Source organism: Actinoplanes oblitus (assembly GCF_030252345.1).
GTDB classification, from domain to species: Bacteria; Actinomycetota; Actinomycetes; order Mycobacteriales; family Micromonosporaceae; genus Actinoplanes; species Actinoplanes oblitus.
This window is the reverse complement of record NZ_CP126980.1, coordinates 2,124,234-2,143,376: the sequence shown is the minus strand read 5'-3', so window position 1 is coordinate 2,143,376 and position 19,143 is coordinate 2,124,234. Positions and strand designations below refer to the sequence as shown.

At 73.2% G+C, this 19,143-nt stretch carries 17 protein-coding genes; 6 read left to right on the top strand and 11 right to left on the bottom strand.

Going from position 1 to position 19,143, the window contains the following annotated elements:
- Positions 1-158: 158 nt before the first annotated feature.
- Complete coding sequence (locus Actob_RS09810; protein ID WP_284919747.1) at positions 159-986, top strand: SDR family oxidoreductase; 828 nt, start codon at positions 159-161, stop codon at positions 984-986.
- 176 nt (positions 987-1,162) lie between these two features.
- Entirely contained in the window at positions 1,163-2,668 is a 1,506-nt protein-coding gene (locus tag Actob_RS09805; protein WP_284919746.1) for a substrate-binding domain-containing protein, read from the top strand.
- 36 nt (positions 2,669-2,704) lie between these two features.
- Here the strand turns inward: Actob_RS09805 and Actob_RS09800 are convergent, their stop codons facing one another.
- Positions 2,705-3,274: a nucleoside/nucleotide kinase family protein gene (locus tag Actob_RS09800; RefSeq protein WP_284919745.1), complete on the bottom strand. Its 570-nt coding sequence runs from the start codon at positions 3,272-3,274 to the stop codon at positions 2,705-2,707.
- Positions 3,275-3,558: 284 nt separating this feature from the next.
- On the opposite strand from Actob_RS09800, the gene Actob_RS09795 reads away from it, so the two are divergent.
- Complete coding sequence (locus tag Actob_RS09795) at positions 3,559-4,506, top strand: glycosyltransferase (RefSeq protein ID WP_284919744.1); 948 nt, start codon at positions 3,559-3,561, stop codon at positions 4,504-4,506.
- Positions 4,507-4,512: 6 nt separating this feature from the next.
- Here the strand turns inward: Actob_RS09795 and Actob_RS09790 are convergent, their stop codons facing one another.
- A complete protein-coding gene (locus tag Actob_RS09790; protein ID WP_284919743.1) occupies positions 4,513-4,779 on the bottom strand; it encodes a helix-turn-helix domain-containing protein in 267 nt (88 codons plus the stop codon).
- Positions 4,780-4,844: 65 nt separating this feature from the next.
- Between Actob_RS09790 and map the strand changes: the two genes are divergently transcribed.
- A complete protein-coding gene (gene map, locus Actob_RS09785) occupies positions 4,845-5,612 on the top strand; it encodes a type I methionyl aminopeptidase (protein WP_284919742.1) in 768 nt (255 codons plus the stop codon).
- Here map and Actob_RS09780 read toward each other — a convergent pair.
- Genes Actob_RS09780 through Actob_RS09770 form a run of 3 tightly spaced genes read right to left on the bottom strand, consistent with a single transcriptional unit; the run spans position 5,609 to position 10,026 of the window.
- Positions 5,609-7,873 (bottom strand): FdhF/YdeP family oxidoreductase, encoded by a 2,265-nt coding sequence (locus Actob_RS09780; protein ID WP_284919741.1) that lies wholly within the window; start codon positions 7,871-7,873, stop codon positions 5,609-5,611. The two genes, map and Actob_RS09780, sit on opposite strands and share 4 nt — an antisense overlap.
- A 51-nt stretch (positions 7,874-7,924) precedes the next feature.
- The gene (locus Actob_RS09775) at positions 7,925-9,121 is read right to left on the bottom strand and encodes a hypothetical protein (RefSeq protein WP_284919740.1); all 1,197 of its coding nucleotides are present in this window, start codon (positions 9,119-9,121) and stop codon (positions 7,925-7,927) included.
- 32 nt (positions 9,122-9,153) lie between these two features.
- Positions 9,154-10,026 carry an MFS transporter gene (locus Actob_RS09770; RefSeq protein WP_284919739.1) on the bottom strand — a complete coding sequence of 291 codons (873 nt, stop codon included), beginning with the start codon at positions 10,024-10,026 and terminating at the stop codon, positions 9,154-9,156.
- Between the two features lie 1,206 nt (positions 10,027-11,232).
- On the opposite strand from Actob_RS09770, the gene Actob_RS09765 reads away from it, so the two are divergent.
- Positions 11,233-11,931: a hypothetical protein gene (locus Actob_RS09765; protein ID WP_284919738.1), complete on the top strand. Its 699-nt coding sequence runs from the start codon at positions 11,233-11,235 to the stop codon at positions 11,929-11,931.
- Positions 11,932-12,029: 98 nt separating this feature from the next.
- Positions 12,030-12,578: a pentapeptide repeat-containing protein gene (locus Actob_RS09760; protein ID WP_284919737.1), complete on the top strand. Its 549-nt coding sequence runs from the start codon at positions 12,030-12,032 to the stop codon at positions 12,576-12,578.
- A 216-nt stretch (positions 12,579-12,794) separates the two neighbouring features.
- Here Actob_RS09760 and Actob_RS09755 read toward each other — a convergent pair whose 3' ends face one another.
- The 6 genes from Actob_RS09755 to Actob_RS09730 form a co-directional block, all read right to left on the bottom strand.
- Positions 12,795-13,091, bottom strand: a complete 297-nt coding sequence (locus Actob_RS09755) for a MoaD/ThiS family protein (RefSeq protein WP_284919736.1) — start codon at positions 13,089-13,091, stop codon at positions 12,795-12,797.
- A complete protein-coding gene (locus tag Actob_RS09750; protein WP_284919735.1) occupies positions 13,088-14,203 on the bottom strand; it encodes a WD40/YVTN/BNR-like repeat-containing protein in 1,116 nt (371 codons plus the stop codon). The genes Actob_RS09755 and Actob_RS09750 overlap by 4 nt, the downstream gene beginning before the upstream one ends.
- A 200-nt stretch (positions 14,204-14,403) precedes the next feature.
- Positions 14,404-15,936, bottom strand: coding sequence for a GAF domain-containing protein (locus Actob_RS09745; RefSeq protein ID WP_284919734.1), 1,533 nt, complete (start codon positions 15,934-15,936; stop codon positions 14,404-14,406).
- 74 nt (positions 15,937-16,010) lie between these two features.
- Entirely contained in the window at positions 16,011-16,463 is a 453-nt protein-coding gene (locus Actob_RS09740; RefSeq protein WP_284919733.1) for a universal stress protein, read from the bottom strand.
- A 45-nt stretch (positions 16,464-16,508) separates the two neighbouring features.
- A complete protein-coding gene (locus Actob_RS09735; protein ID WP_284919732.1) occupies positions 16,509-18,122 on the bottom strand; it encodes a peptidase M16 family protein in 1,614 nt (537 codons plus the stop codon).
- Positions 18,122-19,081 (bottom strand): hypothetical protein, encoded by a 960-nt coding sequence (locus Actob_RS09730; protein ID WP_284919731.1) that lies wholly within the window; start codon positions 19,079-19,081, stop codon positions 18,122-18,124. Before Actob_RS09730 ends, Actob_RS09735 begins: the two co-directional genes overlap by 1 nt.
- Between the last annotated feature and the right edge of the window lie 62 nt (positions 19,082-19,143).

Sequence of the window (19,143 nt, the reverse complement as noted above, 5' to 3'; positions counted from 1 at the left end):
TCACGCCGATCCGCCGGCCGCCGGCCGGACGGTCCCCGGGCCGACTCTCCCACTCCCTCACACAGCGTCACGGTGGTCCGGCAGGCGAGGACGCCCACGTGCCCCGCTCGGGCGCCAACCCCGGGGCCGGCGGGCCGCCGATGGGGCACCATCGGGGGATGACGGAGCAGCGGATCGGGGTCACCGGGGCGACCGGGCAGCTCGGCGGGCGGGTGGCGGCGCGGCTGGCGGCGCTGGGCGTACCCCAGACATTGCTGGTGCGGGACGTGGCGCGCGCGCCGCGCCTGCCGGGAGCGGTCGCGGGCCTGGCGCCCTTCCACGACCGGGACGCCTGCCGGCAGGCGCTCACCGGGCTGCGGACCGTCCTGATGGTGTCGGCGTCGGAGACGCCGGACCGGGTCGAGCAGCACCGCACGTTCGTCGACGCGGCGGCCGACGCCGGGGTCCGGCACCTGGTCTACATCTCGTTCTATGGCGCGGCACCGGACGCCACCTTCACCCTGGCCCGCGACCACTGGGCCACCGAGCAGCACATCCGCTCGCGCGGGCTGGCCGCGACGTTCCTGCGGGACAACCTGTACGCGGACTTCCTGCCGATGCTGGCCGGCGCGGACCGGGTGATCCGCGGGCCGGCCGGCGACGGGCGGGTCGCGGCGGTGGCGCAGGACGACATCGCCGACGCCGCGGTGACGGTGCTCCACGAGCCGGCCGCGCACGCCGGGCGGACCTACGCGCTGACCGGGCCGGAGGCACTCACCCTGGCCGAGATCGCCGGCATCGTCGGGGCCGAGTACCACCCGGAGACGATCGAGCAGGCGTACGCCTCCCGAGAGTCCTACGGCGCCCCGAAATGGCAGCTCGACGCGTGGGTGTCGACCTACACCGCGATCGCCGCCGGTGAGCTGGCCGGCGTGACGACGGACGTCGCCACCCTCACCGGCCGCCCGGCGACCTCGGTGGCCACGTTGCTGTCCGGGAGGGACTGACGGGTGCCCGGGCCGCTGCCGTACCGGAAAGCGGCGGACCGCGCGGCAAGCGGGCCGTGACCGGCGGGATGAACGTTTGTTGAAGGGTGTTCGCGGGCGTCGAGAAAGCGCATCGACCGACATAGCATCGAGAGTCTTCCTGTGATGCGGAGGCGGTCATCGAATTCTGGTGGAGCGTGGCGCTCGCGACGCTCGGTATTGTCGTTCCCAGTGTCGCGGCGTTCTACGAGTTCGTGCTCAAAGGACGGAAACGGCTCGGTTACCGGATCCAGATGGACACCACCACGACCAATGTGGCGGAAACCGATGCGGAACTGCCCGGCGCGCTGCTGGAATTGCAGAACCACGGCGTCCCGCTGCGGCATGCCTCACTCGTGCTGTTGCGCGTGGAGAACAACGGATTCACCTACATCGACACCCACGATTACGTGGCGCTCGACGACGATCGTGTCGGCATCCGATTCTTCTTCCCGAACCGGAAGGTCGTCGGCACCGTCATCACCGAGCTGAGCAACGACTCGTTGCGGGCCAACTTCCGGGACCTGCGGACCAGCTTCCGGGAGGAGACCGACAGGCGGCCGGCCGGCGGCGTCATCGAGCTGCCCAAGGTCCCGATGAACCGGAACGCCCACTACAAGGTGCTGGCCGCCCTGGAACGGGTGGCGGGGGTGACCGGCGAGCCGGCTCCGCCCACCCTGGAGGGCGAGATCAAGGACGGCCGGATCCAGGAGACGCAGAGCCGCACCAACACCCCGAAGCGCGTCATCACCCTGGTCGGCTTCCTGGTGCTGCTGATCGTCGCGCAGCTGGTGGTCTTCCTGCGCGGCAACAGCGGGGCGCCGCTGGACTGCACCACCGGGCACCTCGCGGTCTACGGCTCGACGGCGTTCGAGCCGATCGTCGCCGAGGCCGCCGGCGCCTACCGGGACCTGTGCCCGGGCGCGTCGTTCGCGTTCACCATGGAGGGCAGCGGCGAGGGCGTCGCGGCGCTCGACGACCGGGTCCGGGCGCACGACAAGGGCGAGTTCATCGCGTTCTCCGACGGGCGCAAGGCGGCGGGGATGCCCGGGCTGACCGGCCGGCCGATCAGCTTCTTCCTGTTCGCCCTGGTGGCCAACCCGGACGCGGGCGTGCGGGACCTGACCCTGAGCCAGGTCCGGGACATCTACGCCGGCAAGGTCGCCAACTGGGCGGCCGTCGGCGGCAACGACCTGCCGATCCGGCTGATCACCCGGCACCGCGGCTCCGGCACCCGGGCCGCGTTCAAGGAGCGGGTGCTCGGCACCACCGCCGAGGCGCCGCCGACCGTCGACGTCTGCCCGCACGACAGCGGCCGCCAGCCGTTCGTCTGCGAGGTCGGCGACACCGGGAAACTGCTGACCACGGTCGCGGGCACGAGCGGCGCGCTGGGTTACGGGGAGGCCGGCGCGGCGGCCGCCACCGAGGGCGTGCGCACGGTCCGGATCGACGATCACCCGCCGACGGTGGAGGCGGCGGACGCGCACCTCTACCCGTTCTGGGAGACCGAGTACGCCTACACCGGCGGGGAGCCGGCCGCCCGGTCGCTGTCCGCCAGCTTCCTGCGCTTCCTCACTACCCAGACCGGCGCGGACATCCTGCGCGCGCACGGCCTGCGGCCCTGCGCCGAGCTGGCCGATCCGGCCCGCTGCCAGCCGGCCTAGGCGTCTTCCGGAGTCCGGCCGAGTGCGGGGCGCGGCCTAGTTGTCGATCACGAGGCCGGCCCGCTCGCGGACCGGCTCGGCCGCGTAGAACGCGTCCTCCTGCCGCGCCCACCGGTCCCAGTGCGGCTCATAGGTCTCCCCATCCCGGTCGAGGGCCCGCCGCTTGCGGACCGCCGCGGGGCTGTTCAACCAGACGACCCCACTGAGGTACGCCCGGTGCGCGCCCGCCCCGACCCCCTCTACCACCAGCCAGTCCGCGTCCGGCACCGGGTGCTCCTCGGCGTACTCGCCGGCCGCCCAGTCCCACCGCCGCCAGATCGCCGGGCGGCCCTCGGCCAGCGGCCGGAGCACCCAGTCACGCAGCGCGACGACGCCCTGGGACAGGCCGTCCCAGCCGGCGTACAGGTCGTCCATCCGGATCAGCGGCGCGCCGAGCCGGTCGGCGACCGCGCCGGCCAGGCTGCTCTTGCCGGAGCCGGAGCGGCCCTCGACGGCGAGCACCCGGCGCCCGCCGGCGGACGGCCGGTGGCCACCCGTCCACGCGACGACCCGGTCCGCGACGGCGGTGGGCCACCGATCGCACTCCGCGCGGCTTTTCTGATTCATCATCCCCATTCTCACACGCCCCGCGTGAGGAAGATCGCCCCCATTGTCAGGGCCCGGACACAGCGTTCGCACAGCGGGAAAGGCGACATTCGAGGCCAGCGGAAGGCGGAATGTGCACCGTGCGGGAACGCCCGGTCACCGAACGCATAACTTCACCCTTTTGGAGGAGTTCCGGTCCCCCGTTCCAACAATTCCACTTTCCAGAAACGGCTACGTAGCGTAATAGCCGCCCACCCCCGCCCGCATGACTGCGCCCCCTGCAGTTGACTGAGGAGCAGCCAGCCTTGGAGCCTTTCGGCAACCCCGCCGTCAGCATCGTCATCCCCACCCACACCGAACGACGGTGGGCGTCGCTGTCCAGGACCATCCGGTCGGCGCAGGACCAGACCTACCCGGCGTGGGAGATCGTGGTCGTGGTGGACCACAACCCGGCCATGGCCGCCCGGGTCCGGCAGGAGTTCCCCGGGATCACGGTGCTGGAGAACGCGTACGCCCGGGGGGCCTCGGGCAACCGGAACACCGGCGCGTTCCACACCCGCACCCCGCTGATCGCCTTCCTGGACGACGACACGGTGGCCGCGCCGACCTGGCTGCAGGGCCTGATCCCGCCGTTCCGGGACCCGCGGGTGGTGGGGGCCGGCGGCGGCATCATCCCGAACTGGGAGGGCACCCGCCCGCGCTGGTGGCCGGACGAGCTGCTCTGGGCGGTCGGGGTGTCGTACACCGGGATGCCGACCACCACGGCGCCGATCCGCAACGTCTGGTCGGCCAGCATGATCGTGCGCCGGGACGCGTTCCTGGCGGTCGGTGGCTTCCGCACCGGGTTCGGCAAGCTCGGTGACCAGAACCGGCCCGAGGACACCGAACTCTGCCTGCGGATGAGCGCGGTGAACGGCGGCCACTGGATGTACGTGCCGGACGCGGTGATCGACCACGAGGTGCCGATGTCCCGGTCCACCTTCAAGTTCCTGATGTCGCGCTGTTACCACGAGGGCCGCGGCAAGGTGCAGATGGCCGGGCTGCTGCCGAAGGACCAGAAGCTCGGCGCCGAGGCGGATTACCTCAAGCGCACCCTGCCGCTGGCGTTCGGCCGGGGACTGCTGCACGCGCTGATGGGCCGGGGCGGTTTCCACGCGCTGCGCGCCGTGACGGTGATGGCCGCGGTGCTCGCCGCGGCGTGGGGTGGCGGGGTGGAGACGATCGCCGGCGCGCTGGAGCCGGCCACCGACTGAGCCCGCTCAGGACGCCCGCTCGACGGCGGCGTCGGCCAGCCAGACGTCGGCCAGGTCACCGAGCGGGACGCCGAGGGCCCGGCTCAGGCAGACCACGGTGCCGAACGCCGGCGCCGGCAGCCGGCCCGCCTCGATCTTGCGCAGCGTCTCGGGCGAGATGCCGGCCGCCAGTGCCACCTCGACGAGACTGCGGCCGGACCGGGCGGCACGCAGGGCGGCCCCGAGACGCCGGCCCGCGGCGATCTGGGCGGCGGTGAGCGGCTGGCGAACCATGGGAGCAGGATATCCCCTTCCACCCCGCGTGGTATAAAAATACCGCACCGGAGAGGGAGGCTGTCGTGATCGAGCTCAAGTCCGCCGAGGAGATCGACCTGATGGCGGTGACCGGCCAGTTCGTCGGCGAGCTGCTCGCCGAGCTGAGCCGGGTGGCAGCCGTCGGCGTCAACCTGATGGACCTCGAACACCACGCCCGCCGCCGGATCAAGGAACGCGGCGCCGAGTCCTGCTACTGGGACTACGCGCCGTCCTTCGGGCGCGGCCCGTTCCGCAACGTGCTTTGCCTGTCGGTGAACGACGCGGTGCTGCACGGCCTGCCGCACGACTACGTGCTGCGCGACGGCGACCTGGTCAGCATCGACATGGCGGTCGGCATCGACGGCTGGGTCGCCGACTCGGCGCTCTCCGTCGTCGTCGGCGAGCCGGACCCCACCGACCTCAAGCTGATCGAGGCCACCGAGGTGGCCCTGGCCGCCGGCATCGCGGCCGCCCAGCCCGGCGGCCGGATGGGTGACGTCTCGGCCGCGATCGGCGAGGTCGCCCACTCCTACGGCTACGGGGTGAACGGCGAGTTCGGCGGGCACGGCATCGGCCGGACCATGCACGAGGCCCCGCATGTCGCCAACAGCGGCCGCCCGCACCGCGGCATGCGGCTCGACCCGGGCCTGACCATCGCCATCGAGCCGTGGTTCTGCAAGTCCACCGACAAGATCCGGTTCGACGAGGACGGCTGGACGATCCGCTCGGCGGACGGCTCCCGGACCGCGCACTCCGAGCACACGGTCGCCATCACCGAGTCCGGCCCGCGGGTGCTGACCGGGCGTCCCTAACGCCCGCCGCGCCGCTCCAGCCGCACGATCACCCATTTCGAGGTGGGCGTGCCGCTCTCCTCGGCCTGCGAGTCGAGCGGCACGAGCGGGTTGGTCTCCGGGTAGTAGGCGGCCACGCACCCTTTCGGGGTGTCGTACTCGATCAGCCGGAAGCGCTCGGCCCGGCGCTCGCCGTCCCGCCACTCGGAGACCAGGTCGACCAGGTCGCCGTCGGCGAAGCCGAGCTCGGCTAGGTCGGCCGCGCTGATGAAGACCACCCGGCGGCCGGAGCGGACGCCGCGGTACCGGTCGTCGAGCCCGTAGATCGTGGTGTTGAACTGGTCGTGGCTGCGCAGCGTCTGCAGGACCAGGCGCCCCTCCGGCACGGTCAGCACCTCGAGCGGGCTGACCGTGAAGACGGCCTTGCCCTCCCTGGTCGGGAAGGTCCGCGAGTCGCGCGGCGGGTGCGGCATGGTGAACCCGCCGCCGTCCACTCGGTCGGCGTAGTCGTCGCAGCCCGGCACCACCCTGCCGATCCGCTCCCGGATCCGGGTGTAGTCGGCGGCGAACCCGGCCCACGGGATGCCGTGCCGGTCACCCAGGGCCGCCGCGGCGATCCCGCAGACGATGTCCACCTCGGAGCGCAGCAGCGGGCCGGCCGGCTCGGAACGGCCGCGGGAGGCGTGCACCGCCGACATCGAGTCCTCCACGGTGATCCGCTGCACCCGCCCGCCGGTGTGGTCCCGCTCGGTGCGGCCCAGGGTGGGCAGGATCAGCGCGGTCCGCCCCGCCTCCAGATGGCTGCGGTTGAGCTTGGTGGAGATCTGCACGGTCAGCTCGGCGCCGCGCATCGCGGCGGCCGTCACCTCGGTGTCCGACATCGCGGCCACGAAGTTGCCACCCAGCGCCACGAAGACCTTGGCCCGGCCGTCCCGGAAGGCCCGGACCGCGTCGGCGGCGTCCACCCCGTGCTCGCGGGGCGGTTCGAAGCCGAACTCGTCGCGCAGCCGGTCGAGGAACGCCGCCGGCGGTTTCTCCCAGATGCCCATGCTCCGGTCGCCCTGCACGTTGGAGTGCCCGCGAACCGGGCAGAGACCGGCGCCCGGCTTGCCGATCATGCCTTGGAGCAGGGCGACGTTGACGAACTCCTTGATCGTGGCGACCGCGTTACGGTGCTGGGTGATGCCCATCGCCCAGCAGTGCACGATCCGTCGCGAGGAGGCCAGCATGTCGGCGGCGGCCTCGATCTCCGCCCAGTCCAGGCCGGTGGCGGCCAGCACCGCGGCCCGGTCGACGGCGGCGACGTGCTCGGCCCAGGCCGCGAAGCCGACGGTGGACGAGTCGATGAACTCCCGGTCGGCCACGCCCCTGGCCAGCAGCAGGCTGCCGATCGCCTGCCAGAGGGCGAGGTCCCCGTTGGACCGGACGCGCAGCAGCCGGTCGGCCAGCCCGGTGCCCCGGCCGGCCAGGCCGCGCGCCGTCTGCGGGTTGTCGAAGCGCAGCAGCCCGGCCTCGGGCAGCGGGTTGATCGCCAGGATCTTCGCGCCGTCCCGCTTGGCGATCTCCAGTGCGGTCAGCATCCGCGGGTGGTTGGTGCCCGGGTTCTGCCCGGACACCACGATCAGGTCGGCCTGGTGCAGGTCGTCGAGGGTGACCGAGCCCTTGCCGACGCCGATGGTGCGCATCAGCGCGGTGCCCGTCGACTCGTGGCACATGTTCGAGCAGTCCGGCAGGTTGTTGGTGCCCAGCGCGCGGGCGAAGAGCTGGTAGACGAACGCGGCCTCGTTGCTGGCCCGGCCGGAGGTGTAGAAGACCGCCTGGTTCGGATCGGTCAACCGCCGGAAGTGGGCGCCGATCAGCGCGAACGCGTCGTCCCAGGAGATCGGCTCGTAGTGGGTGCCGCCCTCGCGGCGCACCATCGGGTGCGTGAGCCGGCCCTGTTTCTCCAGCCAGTGGTCGGTGCGGGCGGCCAGGTCGGCGATCGCGTGGGTGGCGAAGAACTCCGGGCCCACGGTGGCCCGGGTGCCCTCCCAGGAGACCGCCTTCGCCCCGTTCTCGCAGAACTCGGCGGTGTGCCGGTGACCCGCCGGGTCCGGCCAGGCGCAGCTCATGCAGTCGACGCCGTCGTGCTGGTTGAGCGGGCGCAGGTTGCGTACGGTCTTGCGGACGCCCATCTGCCGCACGGCGTTGGTCAGGCTGAGCCGGACGGCCTCGAGCCCCGCGGCGTGGTCGGCCGGCGGACCCACCCGGAGCCGGCGTTCTTCGTCATCGATAGGCGACACCCGGCCAGTCTGCCTGCCACCCCCGCGGCGGGGTACGGCGGGATCGGCGAGCTAGGCGTTCATCCGGAGCTCGTTCAGCACCTCGGCCGGCGGCCAGTCGTCGACCCGGTACCGGGCCGGGGCGAGCAGCGGCTCCGCCTGCAGGCCGACCCGCTCGGCCACCGCGTCCCACGGCGCCCGGAACTGCGGGCCGGCGTCCGGGTGCACGAACGCGATGGTGTCCGCCTTGGGCAGCAGCGTGCTCACCCCGGCGGTCCACACCGCGATGGTCTCCGGCGGGCCGCCCACCGGTTCCGCCGCGAGCAGGCCGCCGACGTGCACCTCCACGCCGGCCTGCGCGTACTGCTCGGCCAGCCAGTTGGTCTGGCCGTGGTACTCGGTCAGGGCGAGCAGGGTCTCGGCGCGCCGGGCGGAGAGGTGGTGCGGGTGGCCCGGCGGCGGGTTGTACGAGACCGCCCGGCCCTGCGGCCCGGCCACGTAACCGACCGGCGACAGGCTCCGCGGCGCCTCCTTGAAATGCTGGTCGACAAGCGCGTAGAACGGCTCGGCGGTGCTCTCCGGCAGCGGGCAGAGCAGCAACGTGTTGTTGTCCGGGGCGAACGCCAGCACCGGCCCGCCGAGCCGCTCGCCCACCTCGGCCAGCCAGCCGGGCGCCAGCAGCAGCGAGGTGAAGTACGCGTCGCCGTCGTCGAGCATGCTGATCAGCGGCTGCCCGCTGGGCCACGGGTGCTCCAGCGAGGTGCGGGCCATCTCGGCCAGGTTGGCGCGGGCGGTGCTGAACACCTCGTCGGCGGAGACCCCCCACTCGTCCACCCGGTCCGGCACGACGTAGGCCATCGCCTCCGGCTGGTCCACCACCACCAGCTCCTTGAGGTACGGCAGCGCGGGGCGCGAGATCGGCGGGCGCATCCCGGGTGGCCCGGCCGAGCCGAAGGTGACCGGGCGCAGCACCGGGCGCAGCTTGGGCCGCACCTCCTCCCAGGTGTCCTGGGTCGGCGGCGCTGCCATGATCCGCACCAGTTTGGCCAGCCGCTCCCGGCGCTCGGCCGCCGGGATGTCGGCGGTCTCCCGGAAGATGTTGGCCAGGTAGAGGTGTGCCGGGCCGGACGCGCCGGTGCGATAGATCGCGATGGCGAAGTCCTCCGGCCGGTGCACCGCGCGCTCCACCCCCGGCGTCCGCCGGGCGACGCGGAGGGCCAGCGCCGCGAATCGGCGCCGGGGCGACACGAACCGGTCGAGCAATCCCACGGCGGAACCCTAACCGACCCGGAGTACCGGGATCAGGCTCGGCCGGGGGAACCGGCCGGCGCGGGCTCGTCGACCAGCCGGGTGGCGATGGTACTGAGCGCCTGATCGAGCAGCGCCCGGTCGCCGGGATCGGTCATCGTGAAGTCCTCCAGCCGGGCCTCCAGCCAGTCCCGCCAGGCGCGCCGGACCCTGTCGAACTGCTCCTGCCCGGCCGGGGTGAGCCGCACGACGTCGCCGTCCAGGTGCGCGTATCCGGCCTGGCAGAGGTCGGTGAACGTGGGCCGCAGAACCTCCGCCGGCAGCCGGTGGGAGCGGGCGATCGCGGGCAGTTCGGCGGCGCCGCGGGCCCGGGTGTGCAGATGCGTCTGGCCCATCGCCCAGGCCTGTCCCGGGCTCAGCCGGCCGCCCGAGTCGGCCAGGATTTCGTCGAGGACCGTACGGTCATGTCCGGCTTTGCGCATGGTGTCACTGATCGCCCGTTCCAGTTGGGTGACCCGATCGGTCGGGGCCGGCGACGGGAAGCCCTCGCCGACGTCGGTGGCGTGCGAGCGGGCACCGTCACGCAGCGGCAGCTCCTTGAGGAACCAGGCGACCAGGAAGCCGAGCACGGCGACCGGGACGACCCAGCGGAAGACGTAGGCGATGGTGTCCGCGTAGGCCTGGATGATCGGTTCGGCCACCGCGGCATCGAGGCGATGCAGGGCCGCCGGGCTGGCCGCCGCCGGATTCGCGATCGCCGGGAAGGTGGCCAGCTTGTCGCTGAACAGGGCCCCGCCGAGGTCCGCCACGATCGTCGGCAGCGCGGTGGAGACGATCGTCTGGTCCAGCGCGGCGAGCAGGATCGCCGTGAAGACGACGTTGGTCCGACGCCGGCTCACCACCGCGGCGAGGTCACCGCTGGTCATGCCGACAGTCTTCCGGGCCGCTGTCGGTCACGGACCGCTTTCGCCCACTGTCCCCAGGACATTCTTTCGGTACGCCCGGAGCCGTTGACCGCCGGCAGCACGGTCGGTGACTGGCGGGCGCGCCCCGAGGGCGGTCCGGCGCTGCGCGGCCTGCTCTCCGAGGGCGGCGCCTTCGACGAGTCCCGGCTGGCGCCGGTGCGCGGGCTGCGGCAGCTGGGCGCGCTCCGCCAGGGGCAGCTCCCGCAGGCCGCCGTCGACGCGCTGGTGCTTCGAACGCCTCACCATCGCGCGCTTCCTTCCCACGCCACCGTCTTCGCAACGGTTTCACGACGCCGGATGTATCGGGTTCCGGGGCTGGGCACGGTAGGGCGGGCACCGCTTATAGCGCATCAGACCCCTCATTTTCGGAAATATCCCGCTGATTCGTCTGATCAGGTGAAGAGGCGGGCGTCTTCGTGGTCAGCTTTCCCGAGACGGCAACTGCCAGAAAGGAATGAGATGAGCAAGACGACACGAGGCCTGACCATCGCCGGAGCGGGTCTCCTGGCTGGTGCCTGGTTGGCAGGTCCCGCGCAGGCGGCACCGGCCACCGGGCCGGACAGCAGCGGCATGGCGGGTCAGACACAGGGTCACCGCCCGGATGGCGTGGTCGGTTCCTACGATACGAAGGCCGCCTGCGAACAGATCAGCCGCATCGGCGCCGCGGTCGGAGCCTGGGACAACCCCGATTGTCAGCAGGCATTCCACGGAATCCGGCGAATATTCGTGCTGGTTGTCGACTTCGACCAGAACGGGCAACCGGCATGGCCGGCCTGGCCCGAACTACCCGGACTGGGCGGGCCCGCGACCACCGGTGGACAAGCCGGTCCCGTGTCGACCGGCGGGCAGGGCGGCCCGGCGGCCGACGCCGGGCAGGGCGGCCCGGCCGCCAACGGCGGGCAGGGCGGTCCGGCCGCCAACGGCGGGCAGGGCGGTCCGGCCGCCAACGGCGGGCAGGGCGGCCCGGCCGCCAACGACACGAATGGCCAACCGAGTGCCCCGAGTGGTCAGAACCCCACGCCTTGTCCGTGTGACCAGAACGCTGGTGCGAACGGCGGGCCCGGTTCGGCTTCGCCGAGTTCGGGAGCTCCGACGCCCGGACCGCAGGGCCCGGCCGGTGGACCCGCGACCCCGGAGCCCAACGCCACACCGCAGCCCAGCCCGTCGGTGACCACCGAACCGACCCCGGCAGCCACCACCGAGCCCACCCCGAGCACTACCGGCCCGGCTCCGGCCGGCACGACAGAGCCGACCCCGGCCGCGACCACCGAACCGACCCCGAGCACCACCGGCCCGGCCCCAGCAGCCACCACCGAGCCGACCCCGGCCGCGACCACCGAGCCCACCCCGGCAGCGACCACCGAGCCCACCCCGGCAGCGACCACCGAGCCGACTCAGGGCGCGACCACCGAGCCGACCGCGGGCACCACCGGCCCCGCTCCGGCCGGCACGACAGAGCCGACCCCGGCAGCCACCACCGAACCCACCCCGGGCGCGACCACCGAGCCGACCACGGGCACCACCGGCCCCGCTCCGGCCGGCACGACAGAGCCGACCCCGGCAGCCACCACCGAGCCGGCTCCTGGCACGCCCGGTACCGAGCCGGCCCAGCCGGTGACCGCGGCGGCGGCCGGCATCAGCGCGCCGAACACCGGCTCCGCTGACGTCGGCGCCATGTCCATCACCGGCGTGACCACCAACACCAGCGGCACGGCTGACGTCAACGCCATGTCCGGCGCCGGTACCGCCGGTGCGAGTGGCACCGGCAGCACGACGGACACCGGCGCCAGCGGCATGAACACGGCTGGCAGCTCCGCGAACGGTGCGGGCAGCGGTTCGGGGCCGAGCACCCCGTCCCTCCGCTGACCGGCGGTAGCGGCCGCTTCCGCCGAGCCGGCGGAAGCGGCCGCCTGCGGCGTTCAGCTGGGATCTGGCATGACGCACGAGCGAGGGAGGGATGAGACATGCGAACCACGATGAGACTGGCCGTGGCCGGCGGCGGACTGCTCGCCGCGCTGGCCATGACGGCCGGGCCGGCCCAGGCACAGCCGCCGGGGGATCCGGACGGCGTGAAGGCCGGCTGCGAGACGTTCAATCGGGTGGGAGCCCGGTTCGGGCTCTGGGATCACTACGACTGTTCGTCGTGGCGGGCCGACCAGCACGACTCGGTGACGGTCGTCCGGCACAGCCGGAACGGGGCGCGGACCACGAGTCACACGACCGTCCGCACCGGCACGGGCGTGGACTTCACGGGCTGGCCGTTCACCGGAGCGGACTTCACGGGCGGGCCGTTCACCGGAGCGGACTTCACGGGCTGGCCATTCAGCGGAACGGACTTCACGGGCGGGCCGTTCGGCGGCGGGGACTTCACGGGGTGGCCGTTCAGCGGACTGCGCGGACACCTGCCGACGGCGGCCGAGCTGCCGCGGGTGATGAACTTCAACGGCCCGGACGGCGCGATCACGATTCCGGTGGGCCGACCGGCCGCGCCTCCGAAAGCCGCCCACGACTGACCGACCCGGGCCCGCCGGGGGGAACGGTCCGGCCGGCGGCTGCCGCCGGCCGGGACTTCGGCGGTTGGCTCGTCGTGACCACCCGCGGGCGTCGCCCTGGAGGGCCGGGCGTTCTGGACGCGCAGCGGCCAGCCCGGCCCGGAAGGGTCCCTGGCGGGAGCGACGATCAGTGATCAGCGCGATCCGAGTCAGCAAGCATTTGACCTTGAATGGGCATCATCCTCCGGCCATCGCGCCGACCACCATGAACGGCTCCTCCCCGCGCACCACCCGATCCGGCAGCGGGGTGTCCGGCGACTCGTTGGACAGGTCCTCCTCGCAGGCGAAGAAGCGGACCAGCGGTCGCCGCCGCCCGGTCTCCCGGTCCCGGATCGTGCCGACCAGCATCGGGAACTCGCGCTCCACCGCGTCGAGCACGCCGCGCTGAGTGACCGGTGCCGGCACCTCGACCCGGACCTCCTTGCCGCTGTGGGCCAGGGTACGCAGGTGGACCGGCAGGATCACCCGGATCACGGCAGGACCTGGGCTTCCACCGAGAGGACCGGGGGCAGGTCGCGGACGATAGCGGTCCAGGTGTCGCCGCTGTCGGCGGACGCGTAGACCTGGCCGCCGCTGGTGCCGAAGTAGACACCGCACTCGTCGAGGGTGTCCACCGCCATCGCGTCGCGGAGCACGTTCACGTAGCAGTGCGACTGGGGCAGTCCCGCGCTCAGCGGCTCCCACTCCGCACCGCCGGTACGGCTGCGGTAGACGCGCAGCTTGCCGTCCATCACGTAGTGCAGCGAGTCGCTGGTGATCGGGACGACGTAGACGGTCTCCGGCTCGTGCGCGTGCACCGCGATCGGGAAGCCGAAGTCGGTGGGCAGGTCGCCGCTGATCTCGCGCCACCGGCCGCCGGCGTCGTCGGTGCGCATCACGTCCCAGTGTTTCTGCATGAAGAGCGTGTCCGGCCGGGACGGGTGCATGGCCAGCCGGTGCACGCAGTGCCCCACCTCGGCGTCCTCGTCCGGGATGCCCTGGGAGCGGAGCCCGGCGTTGATCGGCTGCCAGGTGGCACCGCCGTCGTCGGTCCGGAACGCGCCGGCCGCCGAGATCGCGATGTACATCCGGTCCGGGTCGGTGGGGTGCAGCACGATGGTGTGCAGGCACATGCCGCCGGCCCCGGGCTGCCACTGCGGGCCGGTGCGGTGCTGGCGGAGCGCGGTCAGCTCCTCCCACTTCTGCCCGCCGTCGGTGGACTTGTAGAGCGCGGCGTCCTCGGCGCCGGCCCAGACGGTGTCCGGGTCGGTACGGGACGGCTCCAGGTGCCAGATGCGCTTGAACTCCCAGGGGCGGGGCGTGCCGTCGTACCAGAGGTGGTCGCCGACCGGTGGGGCGTAGGCGAAGTCGTTGCCGACCGCCTGCCAGTTCTTCCCGCCGTCGTCGGACCGTTGCATGACCTGGCCGAACCAGCCGGAGGTCTGGGAGGCCCAGATCCGGTCCGGATCAACCGGCGACCCGTTGAGGTGGTAGATCTCCCAGCCCGCGAAGTGCGGTCCGTCGATCTGCCAGTCCTTGCGCGTACCGTCCGAGGTCAGGACGAACGCACCTTTGCGCGTGCCTACCAATAGCCGAACGCCAGTCATGCCCTCACCTTGCCAAATCAGCACGGCAAGCGTCCGCCCCGAAACGAAGAAGACCCGGATGGTCTAACGGTGCCCCGACACGCATTTCGCCCGTCGTTGACGAGAGCGCCGGAAAACAACCATCGAAGCGCAGTTGTTTTCCGGTGCTCTCGTCAACGACTCAAAGGGGCGAAATGCCCGCCGAGCGAAGCGAGGCCATGTCACAGCGCCCGAGCCATCTCGGCCTGTTCGGCCAGCACCTCGTTCATCCGCACCTGGACCGCGTCCATCTTGCCGATGGTCTCGCTGGTGGTGTGGATGCCGGCCGCCACGGTCTCGGCGCTGGCCTGGATCCCGGCGATCTGCTCGGCCACCTTCTGGGTCGCCTCGGCGGTCTCCCGGGCCAGGTCCTTGACCTCGCCGGCGACCACCGCGAAGCCCTTGCCGGCCTCCCCGGCGCGGGCCGCCTCGATGGTGGCGTTCAGGGCGAGCAGGTTGGTCTGCTCGGCGATCGACTCAATGATCTTGATGACGTCGCCGATCGCGGTGGACGCCTGGCCCAGCGCGGCGACCTCGGCGGTCATCGCCGAGGCCCGGGAGACCGCCTGTTCGGCGACCTCGGTGGCGTCACCGCTGGCGCTGCGCAGCCGTTCGACGGTGTCCAGCAGGGCCCGCGCGTTGACGGCCGCCCGCTCCCCGGCCCGCAGCACGTCGAGCCGCTGGTTGACCAGCTGCTGCACGTTGCGCAGGGCGGCCGCCCGGGACTCGGACAGGTCGATGTACTCGGTGGTGAAGAAATCCATGGTGCCGACCACCCGGTCCCCGCTCATGACCGGGAAGCAGACCCCGGAACGGAATCCGGCGCGGCCGGCCGCGGAGGCCCGCACGCAGTCGGTCAGCTCGGCCAGGTCCTTCACGAAGACCAGGTCGCGGGTGCGCCAGGCGCGCCCGGCGAGCCCGGCCCCCTCGGCGACCGTGGCGGCGAGCGTGACCCGGCGGAACTCGTCGCCGGCCGAGCCGGACTCGACCTGGAACTTGAGCACGTTCTCGTCCGGGTCGACCTCCCAGTACGACCCGTACACCCAGCCGAACGCCGAGCGCACCGCGTCCAGCGCCGCCCGCAGCGCGCTCTGGCTGTCCGGCGCGGCGCCCAGCCGGTTGACCACCGTGGTGACCGCTACCCGGTCGTCAGCCGCCTCGCGCAGTTCGGCGGCGACCACCGCGCTGCTGCGGGCCCGTTCGGCGATCCGGGCGATCGCGGCGAACTTCTCCCGCCGGGCGGCGTCGAGATAGAGCGGGGTGGCCGCGTAGTACTCCAGCACGGCGAGCACCTCGTTGCCGCGGGTGACCGGCAGCGCCACACCGGTGGCCATCCCGGCGCGCATCGCCGCCTCGCAGCGCCGGCAGCCCGCGCACTCGGCGGGCGACTCGGCGACGGCGGGCTGCCGGGTCCGGTAGGCGCGGCCGATCAGCCCGGTGTCCGGCCGTACCGTGGTGCCGGCGCCGGCCGCCTGGACCTGCGAGGTGATCCGGCCGACCTCGTGCAGCAGCCGCAGCTGGCCGCCCTCCGGGAGCCAGACGGCGCCGTACCCGAAGTCGTAGGACTCGACGGTGCTGGCCACCGTGATCCGCCAGGCGGTGGTCTCGTCGATCGCCGACTCGAGGGCCAGCACCAGCTCTTCCAGGGCTTCGACGTCGCGCGGGATCGGACGCGTGACCTCCGGGCTCGCCTGCCGGGAACCGAACAACCGCACGCTGCTTCTCCTCACCGAAAGAACCGGCCGTCATCCGATGAATCGGCCTGTTCCCGCGGAGATGTAGCAAAAGATCACGGCCAGACGAGCAGCACCCGGCACGGGGCGTGGTCGACCACGAAACGGGCGGCCGGCCCCAGACTCCTCGGACCGGCCCGGCCGGTCTCGCCGTCGCGGGCCAGCACCAGCAGGTCCATCCCGGCGCAGGCGGCGACCACCTCGTGCTCCACCCGCCCGCGCCGGAACACGGTCCGCGCATCCCGTCCGAACCGCCGCACGGCCGCCGCCATCAGCTCGGCCTCCGCCGCCGCCTCGGCCGCCTCGACCGCGTCGCCCGGATCCGGGTGTCCCCGGTGCGGCCACCCGCCGCGGCCGAGCAGCCCGGCGTACGCCCCGTGCGCCCCGGCCGCGATCGCCGGGTCCAGCACGTGCACGAACGTCACCGCGTCCGGCGGCCCGGCGACCTCCCGGGCCGCGTCGACCGCCGCCGGCCAGACCCCCTCGCGCACCCACACCAGCACGTCCATGGGGTGAAGGCTGTCAGCCGCCGCTGCCGTCCGCCACCGGTGCGCCTACTTGCGCAGCTCCTGGCGTAGCAGCAAATATCCGTAGACCAGGCAGAAGGCACCCGGCAGGGCGAAGAGAAGCCCGCCGTTGCCGCGCGCCGCGATCGACCCGAGCAGCAGGCCGACGCCCGCCAGCACGGCCGGTTTCCGCAGGTCCCGCAGCCGCCGCAGGATCCGTCCGGCGCGTGCCCGCAGCACCTCGGCGGCCGCCGGGCGAGCCGGCGGCCGGGGGATGTCCGCGGCGTCCCGCGCCGGCAGGGGCACGTGCGTTCCGCCCGGCACGCGGGAGTCCACCCAGGCGACGGCACTCTCGCCCGCCGGGTAGAGGGCCGGTTCGACGTCCACCGAGATGCCGTCGGCGCCGACCACCCGGCGACCGCCGTCCGGCCACCTCAGCAGGGCGACGCAGTCCGCGAAGCGGACAGTCAGCACGGTCCCCTGGTCGACCATGCTGACGCCGCTCTCGCCGAGAACGAGCCGGTGCCCGGGCCGCCCGGGCATGGTCAGCTCGGCACCGTCGACCACCACCGCCGAACTGGCCGGCGCCAGCGCGTACGAGGCCCAGCCCGCGTCGCTCCCGGCCGGCGTCATCAGCAGTCCGCCGGCCAGCGCCCGGGCGAACCCCGCGGCGACGTCACCGGTGCCGACCGCCTGCCCCGCCGCCACCGCGTCCCCGGCCTGCACCACCGGCAGCCCGGCGAGCACCCGCCGCGCCTGCCCGGCCACCCAGCTGCCGTCCCCCTCGCCCGCCCGGACCCGCTCGCTCCACGCCGTGGCGGCCGCCGCCACGTCGTCGGCCGTGAGGTGCCCGAACCGGAGCCCGGCCAGGCCGTCCAGGAACCCGCCGAGCAGCGCGTCCCCCGGCCCGCCGGTCGAGGCGGCCACGGTGAGCAGCGCCGTGCCGTCCGCTCGTGCCTGGTAGGCGACTTGCGGGCGGGCCGCCAGGTCCCGCTCCAGCCGCCGCTCCAGCAGCTCGGTCAGGATCCGGCCGGTCGCGTCGTCCGGCACCACCGTGTCCCAGGCCAGGCCGTCGGCACCGCCGGCGAACCAGGCGGGGGTGACCGGCAGTCCCGCCCACGGAACCGGCGCCGGCCACCGGGCGCCGTCGGGCAGGTTCAGCCGCAGCCCCGCCGGCACCTCGTCACCGGCGATCCAGAGCACCGCGTTCTGCCTGGTGAACCGCGTCGAGGCCCAGGACCGCAGGTGGTCGGCGGTGAGGGTGCCCAGCCCCCACTCCGGCAGCGCGGGCAGGCCGTGACCACGGGCGCCGTACCGCCACAGCGGCATCGCGCCGGTGAGCGGTGCGGGTTGCCCGGCGGCCTCGCTCCGCATGGCGGCCGTCTCGGCGGCGAGCCCGGCGACCGGCAGGTCGCGCAGCGCGGCGCACACCTCGGCCAGGAAGTCGGTGGAGCCGGACGCGTGGAAGCTGACGTACTCGGTCCCGGTCTCCGCGTCACATCGCGCCCGCTGCCGGACCAGCCGCTCGACCAGCCGAGTGACGCCGCGCTGCGCCGCCGTCTCGTCGGCCACGCCGACCCGGAAGACCAGCCCGGCCCGTATCGGCCCGGCCGTCCTCGTGAAGAGGACCGGCACCCGGTCCACCGTCAGCTGTTCGATCATCACGCGATCCCCGCCTCCGCGAACGCCCGGGCCCGCCGCTCCCGCACGGTGGTCTCCACCACCGGCCCCAACCTGTCCCACGGTGATCGGCTCGCGTACGGCCCCAGCTCGGTGAAGAGCCGGGCCGCCGCCGGCGCGTTCCCGGTCAGGCTGAACAACATCGCGAAGAGCGACATCGCGTGCACCCACCCGAAGTCACGCCGGTAGTCCGGGTGCAGGACGGACCGCTGGGCGGCCTCCTTCAGGTCACCCAGCACCGGCCCGCTGATCAGGTAACCGATCGCCCGGTCCGACTCCGGTCCGGCACCGTCCGCGATCAGGTCCAGCCAGCGCTCCAGGTGCAGCTCTGCCACCAGCGTCCCGTGCTGCCCGCCGGCGGGCGCGGCGCGCATCGCGTCGAGCGCGAACCGGCTGGCCTCGTCCCACGAGCCGCCCCACTTGGGGCAGAGCGACTGCAGCAGGTCCCGCTGCCCGCCCAGGTGATGCGGATCGATGGCGCTCAGTCGTGCGTACCGTCGCCGGATCTCGCCCGGCCCGACGCCCAGGCCGCGACCGGTGGTCAGCCGGGACCGCCACACCGCCGGATCACCCGGATGCCGGGCCGCCGCCTCCATCAGCACCAGCTCGGCGCGGCGGAGCCGGTCGTGGAACACCGGCCAGGCGGCCGGGTCGACATACGCGGCGAACGATTCGCCCCGGACCCGCCAGCCCTCGGTGATGTGGTGCCAGGCGAGCAGCACCGCCGCGTCCGCGTCGTCCGGGGCGTACCGCAGCACGGCGGTGAGGAACTCCGGATCCACGCCGGACCCACCGGCCAGCAGATCCGACCGGACACCCGGCGCCACGTGGTCGAGCACCGCCCGGCAGGCCGCCCAGTCCCGGGCGGCCAGTCCCGCGCGAAGCGCCGCCACCTCGGGATAGATCGCCGCCCCGTCGGTGACAAGTTGATCTTCAGGCACGCGCGGAGCATAGATCAGTGGCGCGCTGGACGGCGTACCGGAAACGGGGCCGGGCGACAGCG